17 protein-coding genes are annotated in these 19,019 nt (G+C 76.5%); 10 read left to right on the plus strand and 7 right to left on the minus strand.

Features of this window, described 5'->3' with window-relative positions; genetic code table 11:
- Positions 1-50: 50 nt before the first annotated feature.
- Positions 51-476, minus strand: a complete 426-nt coding sequence (locus ACI8AC_RS17295; protein ID WP_456899062.1) for a DUF3052 domain-containing protein — start codon at positions 474-476, stop codon at positions 51-53.
- A 317-nt stretch (positions 477-793) separates the two neighbouring features.
- On the opposite strand from ACI8AC_RS17295, the gene aceE reads away from it, so the two are divergent.
- Together aceE and ACI8AC_RS17305 are read left to right on the plus strand one after the other, a co-directional pair.
- Positions 794-3,601 carry a pyruvate dehydrogenase (acetyl-transferring), homodimeric type gene (aceE, locus tag ACI8AC_RS17300; protein ID WP_456899063.1) on the plus strand — a complete coding sequence of 936 codons (2,808 nt, stop codon included), beginning with the start codon at positions 794-796 and terminating at the stop codon, positions 3,599-3,601.
- A gap of 149 nt (positions 3,602-3,750) precedes the next feature.
- Positions 3,751-4,671, plus strand: coding sequence for an FAD-dependent oxidoreductase (locus tag ACI8AC_RS17305; protein ID WP_456899064.1), 921 nt, complete (start codon positions 3,751-3,753; stop codon positions 4,669-4,671).
- A 52-nt stretch (positions 4,672-4,723) separates the two neighbouring features.
- On the opposite strand, the gene ACI8AC_RS17310 is transcribed toward ACI8AC_RS17305, so the two are convergent.
- The gene (locus ACI8AC_RS17310) at positions 4,724-6,124 is read right to left on the minus strand and encodes a GH1 family beta-glucosidase (RefSeq protein ID WP_456899065.1); all 1,401 of its coding nucleotides are present in this window, start codon (positions 6,122-6,124) and stop codon (positions 4,724-4,726) included.
- A 153-nt stretch (positions 6,125-6,277) separates the two neighbouring features.
- On the opposite strand from ACI8AC_RS17310, the gene ACI8AC_RS17315 reads away from it, so the two are divergent.
- Complete coding sequence (locus tag ACI8AC_RS17315) at positions 6,278-7,297, plus strand: LacI family DNA-binding transcriptional regulator (protein ID WP_456899066.1); 1,020 nt, start codon at positions 6,278-6,280, stop codon at positions 7,295-7,297.
- Positions 7,298-7,307: 10 nt separating this feature from the next.
- On the opposite strand, the gene ACI8AC_RS17320 is transcribed toward ACI8AC_RS17315, so the two are convergent.
- From ACI8AC_RS17320 to ACI8AC_RS17330, 3 genes are all read right to left on the minus strand, one after another.
- Complete coding sequence (locus ACI8AC_RS17320) at positions 7,308-8,516, minus strand: M20 metallopeptidase family protein (protein WP_456899067.1); 1,209 nt, start codon at positions 8,514-8,516, stop codon at positions 7,308-7,310.
- 114 nt (positions 8,517-8,630) lie between these two features.
- A complete protein-coding gene (locus tag ACI8AC_RS17325; protein ID WP_456899068.1) occupies positions 8,631-9,179 on the minus strand; it encodes a pirin family protein in 549 nt (182 codons plus the stop codon).
- Positions 9,176-9,865 (minus strand): phosphatase PAP2 family protein, encoded by a 690-nt coding sequence (locus tag ACI8AC_RS17330; RefSeq protein WP_456899069.1) that lies wholly within the window; start codon positions 9,863-9,865, stop codon positions 9,176-9,178. Before ACI8AC_RS17330 ends, ACI8AC_RS17325 begins: the two co-directional genes overlap by 4 nt.
- Positions 9,866-9,925: 60 nt before the next feature.
- Here ACI8AC_RS17330 and ACI8AC_RS17335 point away from each other — a divergent pair, with 60 nt between their 5' ends.
- From ACI8AC_RS17335 to ACI8AC_RS17360, 6 genes are all read left to right on the plus strand, one after another.
- Complete coding sequence (locus ACI8AC_RS17335) at positions 9,926-11,104, plus strand: PucR family transcriptional regulator (protein WP_456899070.1); 1,179 nt, start codon at positions 9,926-9,928, stop codon at positions 11,102-11,104.
- 168 nt (positions 11,105-11,272) lie between these two features.
- Positions 11,273-12,475 (plus strand): acyltransferase domain-containing protein, encoded by a 1,203-nt coding sequence (locus tag ACI8AC_RS17340; protein ID WP_456899071.1) that lies wholly within the window; start codon positions 11,273-11,275, stop codon positions 12,473-12,475.
- Entirely contained in the window at positions 12,472-13,443 is a 972-nt protein-coding gene (locus ACI8AC_RS17345) for a beta-ketoacyl-ACP synthase III (RefSeq protein ID WP_456899072.1), read from the plus strand. The genes ACI8AC_RS17340 and ACI8AC_RS17345 overlap by 4 nt, the downstream gene beginning before the upstream one ends.
- Before the next feature lie 77 nt (positions 13,444-13,520).
- Positions 13,521-13,760, plus strand: coding sequence for an acyl carrier protein (locus ACI8AC_RS17350; RefSeq protein ID WP_456899073.1), 240 nt, complete (start codon positions 13,521-13,523; stop codon positions 13,758-13,760).
- 53 nt (positions 13,761-13,813) lie between these two features.
- Positions 13,814-15,055, plus strand: a complete 1,242-nt coding sequence (locus tag ACI8AC_RS17355) for a beta-ketoacyl-[acyl-carrier-protein] synthase family protein (protein ID WP_456899074.1) — start codon at positions 13,814-13,816, stop codon at positions 15,053-15,055.
- Positions 15,056-15,069: 14 nt separating this feature from the next.
- Positions 15,070-16,482 carry an acyl-CoA carboxylase subunit beta gene (locus ACI8AC_RS17360; RefSeq protein WP_456899075.1) on the plus strand — a complete coding sequence of 471 codons (1,413 nt, stop codon included), beginning with the start codon at positions 15,070-15,072 and terminating at the stop codon, positions 16,480-16,482.
- Between the two features lie 282 nt (positions 16,483-16,764).
- On the opposite strand, the gene ACI8AC_RS17365 is transcribed toward ACI8AC_RS17360, so the two are convergent.
- Positions 16,765-17,265: a DUF3145 domain-containing protein gene (locus ACI8AC_RS17365; RefSeq protein ID WP_456899076.1), complete on the minus strand. Its 501-nt coding sequence runs from the start codon at positions 17,263-17,265 to the stop codon at positions 16,765-16,767.
- 386 nt (positions 17,266-17,651) lie between these two features.
- Positions 17,652-17,900 carry a hypothetical protein gene (locus ACI8AC_RS17370; protein WP_456899077.1) on the minus strand — a complete coding sequence of 83 codons (249 nt, stop codon included), beginning with the start codon at positions 17,898-17,900 and terminating at the stop codon, positions 17,652-17,654.
- 101 nt (positions 17,901-18,001) lie between these two features.
- On the opposite strand from ACI8AC_RS17370, the gene ACI8AC_RS17375 reads away from it, so the two are divergent.
- On the plus strand, positions 18,002-18,904 hold the full coding sequence (locus tag ACI8AC_RS17375; protein WP_456899078.1) for a maleylpyruvate isomerase N-terminal domain-containing protein: 903 nt from the start codon (positions 18,002-18,004) through the stop codon (positions 18,902-18,904).
- Positions 18,905-19,019: the final 115 nt, after the last annotated feature.

Genomic DNA, 19,019 nt, shown 5'->3' on the forward strand with positions numbered 1-19,019 from the left:
GGCGCGCATCGTGGCCCACCTGCCCCCGGGTCCGTACGCCGGGTCGGCGTTCAGCGCCGGGAGCGGGCGGCCTTCGGGGTGACCAGCCGGATGCCCGACCAGTCCTTGGCCGCCGAGACGCTGCTGGTCTGGGACAGCCCGGCGGTGGGGGCCACCTCGGTGACGTCGCTGGGCTCGACGTGGCCCGGACGCCCGGACTTGGGCACCAGCAGCCACACGACGCCGTCGTCGGCCAGCGAGGTCAGCGCGTCGGTCAGCGCGTCGAACAGGTCGCCGTCGTCCTCCCGCCACCAGAGCAGGACCACGTCGGCCACCTCGTCGGTGTCCTCGTCGACCATCTCGCTGCCGGAGACCTCGACGATCGAGTCGCGCAGGTCCTCGTCGGCGTCCTCGTCCCAGCCGAGCTCCTGCACGACCATGCCCGGCTTGATGCCCAGCCGGGCCGCCATGCCGGCGCTGCCCGAGTCGACGCTCATCCCTGCTCGTCCTCCGTGGGTCCGTCTGCGGCCCGGGCGCGGCGGGGCCGGCTCCGGGGGTGGGTGGGGGCGAGGGGCCCGGACACGACCGGCGGGCGAGGTCCCCGCAGCCTGGCCATGCCACCCCTCTCGTCCGCGCCGCGCCCGGCGACTCCGACCGGCGGCGCGCCGGCCCGCTCCCGCGGCCCGGCTTGGGCGGAAGCGTAGGGCATGCCTGGTCAGGTGCAAGCGCTCGAAGACAGGTCGCCCGGGACGCCGCCGTCCCGACACGTGGGCGTGGGGTGACGCCGGGATGACCGGCGGGGGACGATGGGGCCATGAGCGCACCGCAGCAGTCGGGCGGCGACCCCGCCCGCGATGCAGGTACCACCCGCGCGGTCATCACCGACGGGCTCCCCAGCCAACTGGTCGACACCGACCCCGACGAGACCCAGGAGTGGCTGGAGTCGCTCGACGCGGTCGTCGACCACGCCGGGCGCGGCCGGGCCCGGTACCTCATGCTCCGCATGCTGCAGCGCAGCCGGGAGCAGCAGGTCGGCGTCCCGGCGCTGCGCAGCACCGACTACATCAACACCATCCCGCCGGAGCGCGAGCCCTGGTTCCCCGGCGACGAGCACGTCGAGCGGCGGATCCGCGCCTACATCCGCTGGAACGCCGCGATCATGGTGCACCGGGCCCAGCGCCCGGGGATCGCCGTCGGCGGGCACATCTCCTCCTACGCGAGCTCCGCCTCGCTGTACGAGGTGGGCTTCAACCACTTCTTCCGCGGCAAGGACCACCCCGGCGGCGGCGACCAGATCTGGTTCCAGGGGCACGCCTCCCCCGGCATCTACGCCCGCGCCTTCCTCGAGGGCCGGCTCACCGAGGCGCAGCTCGACGGCTTCCGGCAGGAGGTCAGCCACCCCGGCGGCGGGCTGTCCTCCTACCCGCACCCGCGGCTCATGCCCGACTTCTGGGAGTTCCCGACCGTCTCGATGGGCCTCGGCCCGATCAGCGCGATCTACCAGGCGCGGTTCAACCGCTACCTGCACTCCCGCGGCATCAAGGACACCTCCGACCAGCACGTGTGGGCCTTCCTCGGCGACGGCGAGATGGACGAGCCCGAGTCCCTCGGCGCCATCCACCTGGCCGCCCGCGAGGAGCTGGACAACCTCACGTTCGTCGTCAACTGCAACCTGCAGCGGCTCGACGGCCCGGTGCGCGGCAACGGCAAGGTGATCCAGGAGCTCGAGTCGTTCTTCCGCGGCGCCGGCTGGAACGTCGTCAAGGTGATCTGGGGCCGGGAGTGGGACCCGCTGCTGGCCGCCGACCGCGACGGCGCGCTGGTCAACCTCATGAACGACACGCCGGACGGCGACTACCAGACCTACAAGGCCGAGGACGGCGCCTTCGTCCGCGAGCACTTCTTCGGCCGCGACCCGCGCACCCGCAAGCTGGTCGAGAAGATGAGCGACCAGGAGGTCTGGAACCTCTCCCGCGGCGGGCACGACTACCGCAAGGTCTACGCGGCGTTCAAGGCCGCGGTCGAGCACAAGGGCCAGCCGACGGTCATCCTCGCCAAGACCATCAAGGGCTGGACGCTGGGCAGCCACTTCGAGGGCCGCAACTCCACCCACCAGATGAAGAAGCTGACCGCCGAGGACCTCGCCGCCTTCCGCGACCGGCTCTACCTCGACATCCCCGACGAGGCGCTGGACAAGACGCTGCCGCCCTACTACAAGCCCGACCCCGACTCCGACGAGATGCAGTACATGCTCGAGCGGCGCCGGGCCCTGGGCGGGGCGGTCCCGCGGCGGCGGACGGAGTTCAAGGCCCTCAAGGCACCCGAGGACAAGGCCTTCGACGTCCTGCGCCGGGGCTCGGGCAAGCAGGAGGTGGCCACCACGATGGCCTTCGTCCGGCTGCTCAAGGAGATGCTCAAGGACAAGGAGCTCGGCCCGCGGTTCGTGCCGATCATCCCGGACGAGGCCCGCACCTTCGGGATGGACTCCCTGTTCCCGACGCAGAAGATCTACTCGCCGCACGGTCAGCGCTACACCTCGGTCGACCGCGAGCTGATGCTGGCCTACAAGGAGTCCGAGCAGGGCCAGATCCTGCACGAGGGCATCAACGAGGCCGGGTCCGCGGCGTCGTTCACCGCCGTCGGGAGCTCCTACGCCACGCACGGCGAGGCGATGATCCCGATCTACATCTTCTACTCGATGTTCGGGTTCCAGCGGACCGGCGACGCCTTCTGGGCGGCGGCCGACCAGATGAGCCGCGGCTTCCTGCTCGGCGCCACCGCGGGGCGGACGACGCTCAACGGCGAGGGCCTGCAGCACGAGGACGGCCACTCGCTGCTGCTGGCGCACACCAACCCGGCGGTCGTGTCCTACGACCCGGCCTTCGCCTTCGAGGTCGGGCACATCACCGGGGACGCGCTGCGCCGGATGTACGGCGAGGACCCCGGCGCCCCGCTCGGCGGTTCCCGCTCCCCCGACGTCATGTACTACCTGACGGTCTACAACGAGCCGTTCCACCAGCCGGCCGAGCCGGAGGACCTCGACGTCCGGGGTCTGCTGGCCGGCATGTACCTGTACCAGCCGGGGTCCGGGGACGGGCCGAAGGCGCAGGTGCTGGCCTCCGGCGTCGCGGTGCCCTGGGCGCTGCGCGCGCAGGAGCTGCTGGCGAACGACTGGGGCGTGTCGGCCGACGTGTGGTCGGTGACCTCGTGGAGCGAGCTGCGCCGGCAGGCCGACCAGGCCGAGGAGCACAACCTCCTGCACCCGGAGGAGGAGCCGCAGGTCCCGTACGTCACCCAGCGCCTGGGCGACGCGCCCGGCCCGGTCGTGGCCGTGTCGGACTGGATGAAGTCGGTGCCCGACCTCATCGCGCCCTACGTCCCGGGCGGCATGGCCACCCTGGGCACCGACGGGTTCGGCCTGTCCGACACCCGGCCGGCGCTGCGGCGGCACTTCCACGTCGACGCCGAGTCGGTCGTCGTCCGCGTGCTGGCCTCGCTGGCCCAGCGCGGCGAGGTCGACCGCGACGTCGTCCGCCAGGCGGTGGAGAAGTACCAGGTGCGCGACGTGCAGGCCGCGCCCGAGGACACCACCACCGACCCGGAGCAGCAGCCCGAGGCATGACAGACCCCGTCCTCCCCGGGGAGGACCCTCCTGCCCCCCGTCACTGGCAGGCTCGCGGCGGGACCCCGCAGGAGGGCCGGTCGACGCTCGGGGCGGGGCCCGGGACGGGGCCGGCAGGGGGGCCGACCGCCGGTGGCGGTCACCGCGAGGTGACCGTCGTCGGGGGCGGGGTGGTCGGGCTGACCTGCGCCCTGGAGCTGGCCCGGGCCGGGCACCGGGTGCGGGTGCTCGCCGCCGACCCGCCCGAGCGGACCACCTCCGCGGTGGCCGCCGCGATCTGGTCGCCCTACCGGGCCTTCCCGGCACAGGCCGTGCAGCGCTGGGCCGCGGTGTCCCTGCAGGTGCTCGCCGGCCTCGCCGGGCACCAGGGCACCGGCGTCACCCGGCGCCCGGGCACCGTCGTCCACCGCGGGGACGGGCCCGACGACCGGTGGGACGCCGTCCCCGGACGCCGGCCGGCCGGCGCGGCGGAGCTGCCGCCCGGGGCGCCGGCGGGCACGCGCTGCACGCTGCCGGTCGTGGCCATGGGCCGCTACCTGCCGTGGCTGCTCGCCACCTGCCGGGCCGACGGCGTGCGCGTCGAGCGGGGCCGGGTCGGCCGGCTCGACGAGGTGACCGGGGACGCCGTGGTCGTCACCGCCGGCCTGGCCTCCGGGCCCCTGCTCGGGGACGCCAGCGGGGTGCCGATCCAGGGCCAGGTGGTGCGGGTGGCCGACCCGGGGCTCACCGAGTGGCTGCTCGACGAGGACCACCCCGACGGGCTGACCTACGTCGTCCCCCGCGGGTCGGACGTGGTGTGCGGCGGCACCGCGGTCGAGGGCGCCACCGGCACCGAGCCCGACCCGGAGGTCGAGGCCGCCGTCCTGGCCCGGGCCCGGGCGCTGGTGCCGGCGCTGCGGGACGCCCCCGTGCTGTCCCGGGCCGTGGGCCTGCGGCCGGGCCGGCCGGCCGTCCGCCTCGAGCGGGTCGACGGCGGCGGCCGGCCGGTGGTCGCCTGCTACGGGCACGGCGGCGCCGGGGTCACCCTCTCCTGGGGCTGCGCCGCCGACGTCGCCGCGCTGCTGCGGTGAGCGGGGCGGGAGGGACGCGGCTCCCGCGCCCGCCCGCCCCGCTCACCGCTGCTCAGCCGCGCTCGCGGTGCTGCCGCAGGATCGCGGCGTAGGTGTGCCCGCTGTCCTTCACCGTGCGGCGCTGGGTGGGGTAGTCCACGTGCACCAGGCCGAAGCGCTGGGCGTAGCCGCGGGCCCACTCGTAGTTGTCCATGAACGACCAGGCGAAGTAGCCGCGCACGTCGACACCGGCGTCGATCGCGTCGGCCACGGCCGCGAGGTGGCGGACCAGGAAGTCGACGCGCTCGGGGTCGTGCACGTGCCCCTCGCCGTCCACCTCGTCCGGCCAGGCCGACCCGTTCTCGGTGATCACCAGCGGCAGGCCGGGGGCCCGCTCCCCCAGCCACTCCAGCAGCCGGGTGAAGGCCCCCGGGCTGATCCCCCAGCCCATGGTCGTGGTCGGCCCCTCGGGGTCGAGCTCGACGACCCCCTCCCCGCCGATGAAGGAGGTCTCCCCCTTCTCCGGCGGCCGGGTGCCGGCCCGCACCGTCTGCTCGAAGTAGTAGTTGACGCCCAGCCAGTCCAGCGGGGCGGCGATGACCTCGAGGTCGCCGTCCTGCACGGGCAGCGGCGCACCGGCGGCGGCGAGGTCGGCGACGACGTCCTCGGGGTAGGCGCCGCGCACCACGGCGTCGAGGAAGACCCGGTTCTGCTGGCCGTCCAGGAGCCGGGCGGCCTCGCGGTCGGCCGGGGCGTCGGTGGCCGGGTGCGTCGGGGTGAAGTTCAGCGTGATCCCCAGCGACCCGACCCCGGCCTCGCGCAGCCTGCCCGCCGCCAGGCCGTGCCCGAGCATCAGGTGGTGGATGGCGCGGGACGCCGCGACCGGGTCCTGCAGGCCGGGTGCGTGCTGCCCTGACCGGTGCCCGAGCAGCGCGCTGACCATCGGCTCGTTGAGCGTGGACCAGTGCCGCACGCGGTCACCGAGGGCCTCGACGACCACCGCCGCGTAGTCGGCGAAGCGCTGCGCGGTGTCCCGGTCGGCCCAGCCGCCGCGGTCCTGCAGCCCCTGCGGCAGGTCCCAGTGGTAGAGCGTCAGCCACGGCTCGACGCCCGCGCCGAGCAGCTCGTCGACCAGGCGCCGGTAGAAGTCCAGGCCGCGCTGCTCGACCCGCCCGGCGCCGGAGGGCAGCACCCGCGGCCAGGCCACCGAGAACCGGTAGGCCGACAGGCCGAGGTCGGCCATCAGCGCGACGTCCTCGCGGTAGCGGCGGTAGTGGTCGGTGGCCACGTCCCCGGTGTCGCCGCGGAAGGTGCGGCCCGGGGTGTGGCTGAAGGTGTCCCAGATGGAGGGCCCGCGGCCGTCGGCGTCGACCGACCCCTCGATCTGGTAGGCGGCGGTGGCCGCGCCGAAGACGAAGCCGGGCGGGAAGGCCCGGTCGGCGAGGGCGTCCGCAGGGACGACGGGGGTGGCCATGTCAGCGGCTCTCCAGGATCGAGGGGCGGGCCGGGATACGATCTGTGGCAACGCTCTCACGTGCCGGTCCCGAACGCCGTCGGAGGTCGGTGCGGGGTCGAGGCGGGTCAGGAGCGCAGGGGTCGGGGCGACCCCGGCGGGAGGTGGGCGCCGGTGGCCGGAGGAGGAGCGCGACCCGCCACGCTCGAGGAGGTCGCCGGGCTGGCCGGGGTGTCCCGCGCCACCGTGTCCCGCGTGGTCAACGACTCGCCGCGGGTCAGCCCCGAGGCGCGGGCGGCGGTCCTCGCGGCGATCGAGCAGCTGCGCTACGTCCCCAACCGCGCGGCCCGCAGCCTCGTCACCCGGCGGACCGACACGATCGCCCTGGTGCTGTCGGAGTCCGACACCCAGGTGTTCAGCGACCCGTTCTTCGCCCGCACGGTCCGGGAGCTGTCGGCCGCGCTGGCCGACACCGAGCTCAACCTCGTGCTGCTCACCGCCCGCGACGAGCGGGAGCAGGAGAAGGTCGGCCGCTACGCCCGCCAGGGCCACGTCGACGGCGTGATCCTCATGTCGCTGCACCGCGACGACTCGCTGCCGGGCACGCTCGCCGCGGCCGGCGTGCCGCTCGTCCTCTCCGGCCGACCGCTGGACGGGCGCGCGGTCTGCTACGTCGACGCCGACAACGTCGGCGGCGCCCGGGCGGCCACCGAGCTGCTGCTCACCGGGGGACGGCGCCGGATCGCCACGGTCACCGGGCCCGGGGACATGATCGCCGGCCTGGACCGGCTCGCCGGCTACCGCACCGCCCTCGTCGCGGCAGGCCGGCCGGTCGACCCGCTGCTGGTGGCCGAGGGCGACTTCACCGAGGCCGGCGGCAGCCGGGCGATGGACGAGCTGCTGGCCCGGGCGCCCGACCTCGACGCCGTCTTCGTCGCCTCCGACCCGATGGCCGTGGGCGCCCTGCGCGCGCTGCGGCGGGCCGGGCGCTCGGTGCCCGGCGACGTGGCCGTGGTCGGGTTCGACGACGCACCGGTGGCGGCCACCGCCGACCCGCCCCTCAGCACCGTCGCGCAGCCGCTGGACGAGATGTGCCGGCTCATGGTCGAGCTGCTGCGGCGCCGCATCGACGGCGACGAGCAGGTGGAGGCGCGGGTCTGCGCCACCCGGCTGGTGCGGCGGGCCTCGGCCTGACGGCCGGCGGTCAGCCGCGCGCCAGGGCCTCCCGCGCCATGGTGGCGTACAGGGCCGCCCCGACCGGCAGCGCGTCCTCGTCGAAGACCACCAGGTTGGAGTGGTTGCCGGGTGCGGTCCCCGGCTCCTCGCCGGGCGGGCAGGCGCCGAGGAACGCCATCGCACCGGGGACGCGCTGCAGGACGTAGGAGAAGTCCTCGGCACCCATGAGCGGGTCGGGCGTCGGCACGCTCCGGTCGGCGCCCAGCAGCGCGGCCGCCGCCGTCCGCACCCGGTCCGCGGCGCCCAGGTCGTTGACCGTCACCGGGTAGCCCTCCTGGTGGTCGAACTCCACCTCGAGGTCGTGCGCGGCCGCCACGTGCGTGGCCACCCGGCGCACCGAGGCCACCGTGTCGGCGCGCCGCCGGGGGGACAGCGAGCGGATGGTGCCCTGGAGGAACGCGGTGTCCGCGATGACGTTGTCGGTGGAGCCGGCGGTCAGCTGGGCGACGGTCACCACGGCGGGGTCGAACACGTCCACCCGCCGGGTCACCATGGCCTGCAGCGCGAGCACGATCTCCGCCGCGACCGGCACCGGGTCGGCCGCGCAGTGCGGCATCGAGGCGTGGCCCCCGCGGCCGCGGACGGTCACCGACCAGTGGTCGGCGGCGGCCATCATCGGGCCGGGCCGCACGCTCACCGTGCCGCTGGGCAGCGAGGTGAACACGTGCAGGGCGAAGGCTCCGGAGACCGGCGCTCCGGGCACGGCGTCCAGCACGCCCTCCTCGAGCATGTACCGGGCGCCGTGGAAGCCCTCCTCCCCCGGCTGGAGCATGAGCACGACCTGGCCGGCGAGCTCGTCGCGCCGCTCGGCCAGCAGCCGCGCGGCGCCGAGCAGCATCGCGGTGTGCAGGTCGTGGCCGCAGGCGTGCATGGCGCCGGGGACCTCCGAGGCGAACGGCAGCCCGGTGTCCTCGTGCACCGGCAACCCGTCCATGTCGGCGCGCAGCAGGTAGCTCGGCCCCGGCCGGGCACCGCGCAGGACGGCGACCGCCGACGTGGTGCTGCGCCCGGTGGTCACCTCGACCGGCAGCTCGCCGAGCTCGCCCAGGACCGTCTCGAGCGTGCGCGGCAGGTGCAGGCCCACCTCGGGGTGCCGGTGCAGCCTGCGGCGCAGGCCGACGGTGCGGTCGGCGTCGGCACGGGCGGCGGCGAGCAGGTCCGGGACGGGCGTCGGCATGCCGCCACTCTCACATGCCCGCCCCCGACCCCGCCGGGACCACCACGATCAGCCCTGCAGGGCCCCGCCGCGAGCGTGCGAGGGGTCGGGGGCAGGGAGTCCTCCCGGGGTCCTTCAGCCGCGGGCCCAGTCGGGGCGGCCGGTGTCGAGCGCCCACACCAGCGCCGTGGCCGGCCCCTCGACCGGCCCCCCGTCCTGCCGGGTCAGGGTGGTGCCCTCCGCCCGCGCCAGCACGAGCAACCCGGCGGGCGCCGCGACCCGCTCGCCCGGGGCGAGCGCCGCCACCCACAGCCGGGCGTCGGGCCGGCCGAGGTCCACCCAGCCCCGGGCGGCGCGGTGCACCCGGTGCGCGGGCGCCGCGGCGGGGTCGGCGCTGCGCAGGTAGGTCTGCAGCACGCGGGCGCCGGCGTCCCCCGCCACCTCGTCGTGCTCCAGGCCGGTGCCCGCGCGCAGCACCGCGACGTCCCCCGCCCCGACCTCGGCGCGGTCACCCCACGCGTGCCGGACCGCACCGGCCAGCACCACCGCCACCACGTCCACCGCCCGGTGGGCGTGCCGGCCGTAGCCGGCCCCGGGCGCCAGGACGTCGTCGGCCAGCCGCAGCAGCGGGCCGAGGGAGCCGTCGTCGGGGTCGGCCAGCACGGCCGAGCGCAGCCCCGTCACGCCGGCTCCCGGGGCGGCAGGGCGGCCGGCCCGCCCGGCAGCGCGCCGAACGCCAGGGCCGTGAGGAGCGTCCAGACCACCCCCAGCGACCAGCCGCCGAGGACGTCCGAGGGGAAGTGCACCCCGAGCCACACCCGGGTCAGCCCGACGAGGAGCACGAGGGCCGCCCCGGCAGCGAGCGCGGCCCGCCGCCCGCGGCTGCCCAGCCGCGGCCAGGCCAGCACCAGCGCCGCGGTCACCAGGGTCGCGATCCCCGAGGAGTGGCCGCTGGGCCAGCTCAGCCCCTCGTAGTGCAGGCCGCCGCCCTCGAACGCCGGCCGCACCCGGCCCACCGCCTCCTTGAGCAGCTCGGTCAGGGGCGCCACGCCGACCAGGGCCGCGGTCAGCCACGCCGCCGTCCGGTAGGCCCGCCGGGCGCCCAGCCAGAAGAGCACCGGCAGGGACACCAGCACCCGGAACCAGGTGACCCCGGGAGTGGTCAGCACCTCGAGCAGCGCCCCGAGGGCGGCCGGGCGGTCGTCGCCGACGTAGAGCGCGTCGCTGACCGCCGCGTCCAGCCGCACCTGGGGCGCGAACCCGGCGAGCACGCCCGCGCCGAGCGCGGTGAGGACGCCGAGGCCGGCCGCGACGCCGGCCAGCGCGCGGTGCCGAACCGACGGCGGGGTCCCCCGGGACAGCACGGCCACCGGCCCACTCTCCCCGACGCTCCGCTGCGCGGGCGAGCCGGCCCGTGACACGCTGACGCCGTGCCCGACCGGGGAAGCCGCCGCCCGCCCTCCGAGGCGACCCTGCGCCGGCTCGAGCGCGCCTCCGGGGCGCTGGCCACCCGGGCGGTCGCGCGGATGGACGACCAGCTGCCGTGGTTCCGCACCATGCCGGCCGACCAGCGCTCCTGGGTCATGCTCGTCGCGCAGGCCGGGATCGCCTCCCTGGTCGAGTGGTGCCGCTCCCCCGACCGCCCGCCGCGGCTGACCGGCGAGGTGTTCGGTGCCGCCCCGCGCGAGCTGGCCCGGGTCGTGCCGCTCAAGCACACCGTCGTCCTGGTCCAGGTCACCGTCGAGGTCATGGACGACTTCGTCGACACGGTCGCCGAGCCCGGGGACGCCGGCGCGCTGCGGGTGGCGGTGCTCCAGTTCAGCCGGGAGGTCGCCTTCGCCACCGCGCACGTCTACGCCACCTTCGCCGAGAGCCGCGGGGCCTGGGACGCCCGGCTGGAGGCCCTGGTCGTCGACGCGCTGGTCCGCGGCGAGCGCTCCGAGGAGCTCTCCGGGCGGGCCTCGGCGCTGGGCTGGGCGGCCACCAGCCCGGTCGCGGTCGTCGTCGGCGCCGCCCCGGCCGACCGCGACGCCCACACCTCCGCCCGGCGGGCCGCGCGGCAGATGCGCAGCGAGGTGCTCGTGGGCGTGCACGCCGACCAGCTGGTGGTCGTGCTCGGGGGCAGTGAGGACCTCGACGCGGTCGCCGAGCGGGTCAGCGACGAGTTCGGTCCCGGCCCGGTGGTCGTCGGACCGGTCGTCGACGGCCTGGGCCGCGCCGGCGAGTCGGCCGCCGCGGCGCTGGCCGGCCTGCACGCCGCGCCCGCGTGGCCGGCCGCGCCGCGACCGGTGGCCGCCGAGGCCCTGCTCCCCGAACGCGCCCTGGACGGCGACCCCGTCGCGCGGGCGGCCCTCCAGGAGCAGGTCACCCGGCCGCTGCAGGGCGCCGGCGGCGAGGTGCTCGAGACCGTCCGCGCGGTGCTGGCCAGCGGCGGGAACCTGGAGGCCAGTGCCCGCGCGCTGTTCGTGCACCCCAACACGGTCCGCTACCGGCTGCGCCGCGCCGCCGAGCTGACCGGGGTGTCCGCGGCCGACCCCCGGGGTAGCTGGACCCTCCAGGTCGCCCTCGCCCTCGGCGCGCTCGGCGACGACAGCTCCCTCTGGCACTGATGCGCGGGGGCGCACGCGCGTGCCCGCGTCAGTGCGGTTCCCACCACAGGAACGCGCTCCCAGGACCCCTGCGGGCCGTTCTTTTGTAGGAACCCTCCAAGTTCGACCGGTGGGACTTCGTCGCGCTCCCCACCGACGCGCGGGCGCGACGCCTGGCACGGTGAGGAGGTGCTGGCCGTTCTCGCCCCCGGACAGGGTGCCCAGAAGCCCGGGATGCTCACCGACTGGCTCGAGCTCCCCGGCGCCGAGCCGTTCTTCCGGTGGGCCGGTGCCATCGCCGGTGCCGACCTGCTGACCCTCGGGACCACCGGAGACGCCGAGGCGATCCGCGACACCGCGGTCACCCAGCCGCTGGTCGTCGCGATGAGCCTCTTCGTCGCCCGGGAGCTCGGCGGCCTCCCCGGCCCGGTGGCGCACACCCCCTCCACCGGCCGCGACGTCGTCATCACCGGGCACAGCGTCGGCGAGCTGACCGCGGCCGCGCTGGCCGGCGTGCTGTCGGTCGAGGCGGCCATCGCGCTGACCGCCGTCCGGGGCCGGGCGATGGCCGCGGCCTGCGCGCAGACCCCCACCGGGATGTCCGCCGTCATGGGCGGGGACCCCGACGAGGTCGCCGCGAAGCTGGCCGAGCACGGGCTCACCCCCGCCAACGTCAACGGCGGCGGGCAGGTCGTGGCCGCGGGCCCGGTCGACGGGCTGGCCGCGCTCAAGGACGACCCGCCCGCCAAGGCCCGCGTCGTCCCGCTCTCGGTCGCCGGCGCCTTCCACACCGCGTACATGGCCCCGGCCCGCGAGCAGCTCGAGGCGCTGGTCGGCGGGCTGCGCCCGGCCGAGCCCAGCCGGCTGCTGCTCTCCAACGCCGACGGCGCCGCCGTCCCCTCGGGGGCCGAGGTGGTCTCCCGGCTGGTCAGCCAGGTCACCAGCCCGGTGCGGTTCGACGCCTGCCTGGCCACGCTGCGCGAGCTCGGCGTCACCGCCGCCATCGAGCTGCCGCCGGCCGGCGCGCTGGCCGGCCTGGCCAAGCGGGAGTGGAAGGGGGCGGGCATCGACGTCCTCGCGGTGGGCAGCCCGGCCGACCTCGACCGCGCCCGCGAGCTCATCGACGCCGAGCGCGGCCGGGCCGAGGCCACGCACCTGCCCGACTGGCGGGTGGTCGTCTCCCCGGTGCGCGGCACGGTCAGCCCCGCCGAGGTCGCCGAGGGCACCCACGTGCCCGCCGGCAGCCCGCTCGGCCGCGTCCGCGGCCGGCGCGAGGAGGTCAACGTCTCCGCCGGCTACGACGGTGTGCTGGCCGAGTGGCTCGTGCAGGAGGGCGACCGGGTCGACGCCGGGGACCCGATCGCCCGTCTCTACCCGGAGGTCACCGAGTGACTGGCTCCATCACGCTGCAGCAGGGCGCCGCCGGTGCCCGGATCCTCGGGCTGGGCGCCTACCGCCCGCGCCGGCGGGTCACCAACCACGAGCTGGCCCAGACCATGGAGACCAGCGACGAGTGGATCCAGACCCGCGTCGGCATCGCCGAGCGCCGCTGGGCCTCCGAGGACGAGTCGCTGGTCGACATGGCGGTCGCCGCCGGCGGCAAGGCGCTGGCCGCCAGCGGCCTGACCCCCGGGGACGTCGACCTGGTCATCGTGGCCAGCGCCAGCCTGCAGGCCCCCATCCCCGGCATCGGCCCGCAGGTCGCCTACAAGCTGGGCATCCCGCGGCCGGGCGCCTTCGACCTCAACGCCGGGTGCGCCGGCTTCTGCTACGCGCTCGGGGTGGCGGCCGACTCCATCCGCGCCGGGTCGGCGCGCAACGCCCTCGTCGTCGGGGTCGAGCGGCTCACCGACGTCACCGACCTGACCGACCGGTCCACCGCGGTGATCTTCGCCGACGGCGCCGGGGCGGCGGTCGTCGGCGCCGCGGACGAGCCGGGCATCGGCCCGGTGGTGTGGGGCAGCGACGGCGACCAGCACAACGCGATCGAGATCGCCGCGGGCAGCTCCACGATGACCATGGCCGGGCAGGCGGTCTACCGCTGGGCCACCACCAAGCTGACCGCGACGCTCGAGGAGGCCATGGCGGCCGCCGGCGTCGGCCCGGCCGACATCGACGTGTTCGCCCCGCACCAGGCCAACCTGCGCATCGTCGAGTCGATGACCAAGCGGCTGGGCTTCGGGGAGCGGACGGTCGTGGCCCGGGACATCGTGCAGTCCGGGAACACCTCGGCCGCCTCGGTGCCCCTGGCGCTCACGGCGCTGCTCGAGTCCGGGGAGGCCAGGAGCGGCGACCTCGCCCTGGTGCTCGGCTACGGCGCCGGGCTCACCTTCGCCGGACAGGTGTTCCGGCTGCCCTGACGGGCACTCCCAGATCCCCGGGCCACGGGGCCCGGTGGCGGGGAGCTCCCCGCCTCACCCGAGAGAGAGGACTGCGCGTGAGCGAGGACATCCAGAGCGGCCTGGCCGAGATCCTCGAGGAGGTCGCCGGCGTCGCACCCGCCGACGCCACCCCGGAGAAGTCGTTCACCGAGGACCTCGACGTCGACTCGCTGTCGATGGTCGAGATCGCCACCGCGGTCGAGGACAAGTTCGGCGTCGCCATCCCCGACGACGAGCTCGGCAACATCAAGACCGTCGGCGACGCGATCAGCTACATCCAGAAGAACCGGGGCTGACCGGCCCGGTCCGCCCGACCCGGCCCCCCGGCCGCACCCCCAGGAGGGATCTCATGAGCACGTCCAACGGTGACGTCGTCGTCACCGGCCTCGGCGCCACCACACCGCTGGGTGGCGACGTCGCCAGCACGTGGGAGGCGCTGCTGGCGGGGCGGTCGGGGGTCAGCCGGATCACCGACGACTGGGTGGCGGACTTCCCCGCCCAGCTCGTCGCCCGGCTCTCCGACGACCCGACCGCCCAGCTCGACCGGGTCCGCGCCCGGCGGCTGGACCGCAGCCAGCAGGTCGCGGTCGTCGCCGCAGAGCAGGCCTGGCGGGACTCCGGCGCGGCCGAGGCCGGCGTGACCCCCGAGCGGGTCGCCGTCGTCTTCGGCACCGGCATCGGCGGGGCGCTGACCCTGCTCGGCCAGGACGACGTCCTGGAGGACAAGGGCCCCAAGCGGGTCTCCCCCTTCACCATCCCGATGCTCATGCCGAACGGCCCGTCGGCGGCCGTCGGGCTGGCCATCGGGGCGAAGGGCGGTGTGCACGCGCCGGTCAGCGCCTGCGCCTCGGGCGCCGAGGCCATCCGCTGGGGGCTGGACCTGCTCCGCCTCGACCGGGCCGACGTCGTCCTCGTCGGTGGCGCGGAGGCCTGCGTGCACCCGCTGCCGATGGCCGGCTTCGCGGCCATGCGGGCGATGAGCACGCGCAACGACGAGCCCGAGCGGGCCTCGCGCCCCTTCGACAAGGCCCGCGACGGCTTCGTCCTCGGCGAGGGCGCCGGGGCCCTGGTCCTGGAGCGGGCGGACGCCGCCCGGGCCCGCGGCGCGCAGGTGCACGCCCGGCTGGCCGGCGCCGGCGGCACCGCCGACGGCTACGACCTGGTGGCCCCCCACCCCGAGGGCGAGGGCGCCGGGCGGGCGATCGCCGCGGCCGTCCGCGACGCCGGCCTCACCCCGGCCGACATCGGGCACGTCAACGCGCACGCCACCTCCACCCCGGTGGGCGACACCGCCGAGGCCGCGGCGATCCGCGACACGCTCGGCGAGCACGTCCTGGTCACCGCCACCAAGAGCCAGACCGGGCACCTGCTGGGTGCGGCCGGCGCGCTGGAGTCGGTGTTCACCGTGCTCGCGCTGCGCGACCAGCTCGTGCCGGCCACGGCCAACCTCGACGACCCGGACGACGACGCGGCCGTCCAGGCGCTCGACATCGTGCGCCGCGAGCCCCGGCGCGCCTCCTTCAGCGCCGCGGTCAACGACTCCTTCGGCTTCGGCGGCCACAACATCGCGCTGGTGTTCACCACCGCCTGAGGTCCGGAGGACCCGTGACGACGCTCTCCCCCGCCCCGCCTGCCCCGACCACCGACCCGCGGGACCCGGAGGACCGGCTCCGGCGGTTCTTCGACGAGGGCAGCGCCGCGCTGCTGCTGCCCCGGGACACCTCGGGGGTCGTCGCCGCCCGCGGCCGGGTCGCCGGCTCCCCCGCGATCGCCTTCTGCACCGACGCCACCGTCATGGGCGGGGCCATGGGCGTCGACGGCTGCCGGCACATCGTCGACGCGATCGACACCGCGCTGCGCGAGCGGCTGCCGGTGGTCGGGATCTGGCACTCCGGCGGCGCGCGGCTGGCCGAGGGGGTCACCGCGCTGCACGCGGTGGGCGAGGTGTTCGAGGCGATGGTGCGGGCCTCCGGCCGCATCCCGCAGATCTCGGTGGTGCTGGGCCCGGCCGCCGGCGGCGCCGCCTACGGCCCCGCCCTCACCGACCTGGTCGTCATGGGCCCCGCCGGGCGGGTGTTCGTCACCGGGCCCGACGTCGTCCGGTCGGTCACCGGCGAGGCCGTGGACATGGAGTCCCTCGGCGGCCCCGACACCCACGGCCGGCGCAGCGGCGTGGTGCACGTGGTGACCGAGACCGAGCAGTCGGCCCTGGAGGCCGCCCGCCAGGCGGTCGACCTGCTGGCGGCCCAGGGCTCGTTCCAGCCCGCCGAGGAGGAGCCGGACGTCGACCTGCGGGCGCTGCTGCCGGAGCGGTCCAACCGCGCCTACGACGTCAAGCCGCTGGTGGCCGCCGTCCTCGACGGGCCGGGCCTGGAGCTCCACCCGCGCTGGGCGCCCAACATCGTCACCACCCTGGGCCGGCTGGCCGGGCGGACGGTCGGCGTGGTCGCCAACAACCCGCTGCGGCTCGGCGGCTGCCTGGACTCCGCCTCGGCGGAGAAGGCCGCCCGGTTCGTCCGGATGTGCGACGCCTTCGGCGTCCCGCTGGTGGTGCTGGTCGACGTCCCCGGGTACCTGCCGGGGGTCGGCCAGGAGTGGGACGGCGTCGTCCGCCGCGGGGCCAAGCTGCTGCACGCGTTCGCCGAGGCCGTGGTGCCCCGGGTGACGCTGGTGACCCGGAAGTCCTACGGCGGGGCCTACATCGCGATGAACGCGCGCTCGCTGGGCGCCACGGCCGTGTTCGCCTGGCCGGGTGCGGAGGTCGCGGTCATGGGGGCCAAGGCCGCCGTGGGCATCCTGCACCGGAAGAAGCTGGCCGCCGTGCCGCCCGGCGAGCGCGAGGCGCTGCACGCGCAGCTGGCCGAGGAGCACGAGCGCATCGCCGGCGGGGTGAACCGGGCCCTGACGATCGGGGTCGTCGACGAGGTGGTGGAGCCCACCCACACCAAGCGCCGCCTGGTCGCCGCGCTCACCGCGGCACCGTCCGGCCGGGGCGCGCACGGCAACATCCCGCTGTAGCCCCGACCGGGCGCACGATCCGCGCACACGACGAGGGCCCGTACCCGAGAGGGGTACGGGCCCTCGCCGTCGACGGGACCTGGTCGTCCGGGCGCCGCTTCCCCGACGACGCCCGGACGACCGGCCCCGAGCCTACGACGGGCGCGGGTCGCGCTCATCCCGTCGTGGTCGGATCGTGATGAAGGACCCCCTGCCCCCACCGCTCGGAGAAGGACCCCGTCCTCCTCACCGCTCGCAGGCTCGCGGCGAGCCTCCGGACGGGGCCGCCCCCGGACGGGCCTCCTACACCACCTGGTGGAGCCAGGTGACCGGCTGGCCGTCGCCGGCGTGCCGGTACACCTCGAGGTCGGCGTCCCAGGCCGCGCCGAGCAGCTCGTCCACCCCGTGGCGGAAGGCCTCGATCGAGGTGGCGGTGGCCGCGAGGTGCCGCAGCTGCTGCTCGGTGACGATGAGGTCGCCGTTGGCGCTCGTCGGCGCCCGGTAGACCCCGTGCCCGGGCACGTAGGACATGCGCTCGCCGTCGTTGCCGTGGCTGGCCTCCTCGGTGACCTCGAAGCGCAGCATCGGCCACGCGCGCAGCGCGGCGACCAGCTTGGCGCCCGTCCCGGGAGCACCGGTCCAGGCCACCTCGGCACGGAACGAACCGTGCGCCGCGGGCTGGTCGGCCCACGACAGGGAGACCGGCGCGCCGATGACGCGCTCGAGCGCCCACTCGACGTGCTGGCACAGCGCCTTCGGGCACGCGTGCACGAAGACGACACCCTGGGTAGACCGTCGCTGCACGAGGCACCTCCATCGACTCGATCGGTCTCGTCTTCCCCAACGGACGATCGATTCGGTGACAGGCTGTGTTCGGCGGTCCAGGACCAGGCGTCCTGCCATCAGTGTGCACGATGCCGCCCCCGTCGCGCCAGTGCACGAGAGGCGGATGGGACACATGTGACGGATGGTCACCGGGGTGGCCACTAGCCGCAGGTCAGCGCCTCATACCACGGCACCGGGCGGGGAGTCCACAGCGCGGGCGCCGCCCACACCGCGTCCACAGGATCTCCCCCGCCGACCCACAGCCGCATCCCCAGACCCGGGGACCACTCCGCACACCGCTCACACAGCGTAGCGGCAACGGCCCTTGCGGGCCCGTGCGCTCCGGTACCGCACAGGTCCGCAGGTCAGGCGCCGAGCGTGGCCTGGAGGTCCTCGCGCGGTACCACCCGGGTCACCGTGGGCAGCTCGCCGGGGGCGGCCGGCTCGGTCCACTCGAGGTCGACCACCTGCCCGGCCCGCAGGGCCGCCGCGCCGTGCACGACGGCCGCCTCGGCCCAGCACGGCTCGGGCAGCCCTTCCGCCTCGACGAGGGCGCCGGGCCGCGCGTCGTCCCAGCGGACGACCGTGCCCCGCGCCGTCCGGTCGCGTGTCATGCCCCCAGCGTGCGGGCCGCGGCGCCTCCCGGCAACGCGCACCGGCTTTCCTGCGATGAGGGACACGCCTGGCGGGGCGGCCGCCCGGGTACGGCCGGCGCATGGCACTCCCGGACCGCGACCGCCGGCACCACGGCATGGCCGACGCCGGCCGCGACGAGGTGGGGCGGCTGGTGCTCGGTGCCTGGGACGCCTTCCTGGCGCAGGCCGCGGCCGTGGACCTGGGGGCACCGACCCGCCTCCCCGGCTGGCGGGCCCACGAGGTCTGCGTCCACCTCGGCAGCTGGCCCGACCACACGGCGCTGGCCGACGTCGTGGCGTCCGCACGCGCCGGGGGGACGGGGGTCCCCCCGGACGTCGACGCCACCAACGCCCGGGTGACCGCCGCGCACCGGGACGCCTCCCGGGCGGAGGTGCTCGCCGCGCTGCGGCGCAACCGGGAGGCGACCGTCCGCTACCTGGAGGACGAGCCGGCGACCCTCGACACCTCCCCCGCGGTCGCGGTGGTGGGCCGGCTCCCGGTGCTCAGCGTCGTCCTGGGCCAGGCCTACGAGCTCGCCGTGCACGGGCTGGACCTCGCAGGGTGCGGGGCGTCACCGGTACCGCCCGACGTCCTCCAGGCCGGCCTGGCCGCGCTCGCCGACGTCACCGGGGCCCTGGCCGCCGGCTCCGGGACGGTCGTCGGCGCCGCGCTGGCGACCCCGGAGGGCGGCTGGGCGTTCGCCGCCGGCACCGACGGCTGGACGGTGCACCGGGTGCCGCCGGGGCGCGCGCGGGGGCCCGCCGTCGAGGCGCCGGCCGCCCTGCTGCTGGAGGCGGCCTCCGGGCGGGTGAACCCGGTGGCGGCGCTGGCGCGGCGGCGGCTGCGGGCGCACGACCTGGCGGGCCTGCTGGCGCTGGCGCCCGTCGTCCAGGCCGCTCCGGGCATCCCGGGCGGCCCGATCCTCCAGCTGGCCGCCCGGACCCTCGGTGGCGCCGGCGGCCTGCTCCGGTGGCGCCGCTGACGCGCCGGCGTCCGCCGGACGGGGTCCCGGGACGGGCCGGGGGGGGGGGGGGGGGGGGGGGGGGGGGGGGGGGGGGGGGGCGGGGGGGGGGGGGGGGGGGGGGGGGGGGGGGGGG

The organism is Geodermatophilus sp. SYSU D00758 (assembly GCF_054049955.1).